Here is a 1,151-nt window from a genome sequence, read left to right as displayed (position 1 = left end):
ACGCCGGCGCCAACAGTACGGCCACCTTCACGGATCGCGAAACGCAGACCTTCTTCCATAGCGATCGGGGCGATCAGTTCTACGGTGATTTCCACGTTGTCACCCGGCATTACCATTTCCACGCCTTCGGCCAGGCTTACAGCACCGGTCACGTCGGTAGTACGGAAGTAGAACTGCGGACGGTAGTTAGCGAAGAACGGGGTGTGACGACCGCCTTCATCCTTGCTCAGCACGTATACGGATGCGCCGAACTTGGTGTGCGGGGTGATGGTGCCCGGCTTGGCCAGTACCTGACCACGCTCTACGTCTTCACGCTTGGTACCACGCAGCAGTACGCCTACGTTGTCACCAGCCTGACCTTGATCCAGCAGCTTGCGGAACATTTCAACGCCAGTGCAGGTGGTCTTCGCAGTTGCCTTCAGGCCTACGATTTCCAGTTCTTCACCAACCTTGACGATACCGCGCTCTACACGACCGGTAACTACAGTACCACGACCGGAGATGGAGAATACGTCTTCGATCGGCAGCAGGAACGGCTTGTCAACAGCACGTTCCGGAGTCGGAATGTAGGAGTCCAGAGCAGCTGCCAGACGGAAGATGGACGGTTCGCCCATTTCGGATTGGTCGCCTTCCAGTGCCAGACGAGCGGAACCGATCACTACCGGAGTGTCGTCGCCCGGGAAGTCGTAGGAAGACAGCAGATCGCGCACTTCCATTTCAACCAGTTCCAGCAGTTCAGCATCGTCAACCAGGTCAGCCTTGTTCAGGTAAACGATGATGTACGGTACGCCAACCTGACGGGACAGCAGGATGTGTTCGCGGGTTTGCGGCATCGGGCCGTCAGCTGCGGAGCACACCAGGATAGCGCCGTCCATCTGGGCAGCACCAGTAATCATGTTCTTAACGTAGTCGGCGTGACCCGGGCAGTCTACGTGAGCGTAGTGACGGGACTCGGTTTCGTATTCTACGTGTGCGGTATTAATGGTAATACCACGTGCCTTTTCTTCCGGCGCGCTGTCGATCTGGGAGTAGTCCTTGGCTTCGCCACCGAACTTCTTGGACAGAATGGTGGTGATCGCTGCGGTCAGGGTGGTCTTACCATGGTCAACGTGACCGATGGTGCCGACGTTTACGTGCGGTTTGGTCCGCTC

1 protein-coding gene is annotated in these 1,151 nt (G+C 57.4%); it reads right to left on the bottom strand.

From position 1 onward, the window contains the following. A partial coding sequence (gene tuf / locus AWT75_RS20405; RefSeq protein ID WP_153013418.1) for an elongation factor Tu occupies positions 1 to 1,151 on the bottom strand: 1,151 nt, incomplete at both ends.

The sequence above is a fragment of the Aquitalea pelogenes genome, from assembly GCF_001515305.1.
Classification (GTDB): domain Bacteria; phylum Pseudomonadota; class Gammaproteobacteria; order Burkholderiales; family Chromobacteriaceae; genus Aquitalea; species Aquitalea pelogenes.
Note: the sequence above shows the minus strand (reverse complement) of the source record. Positions and strands in the feature narration are given on the sequence as shown.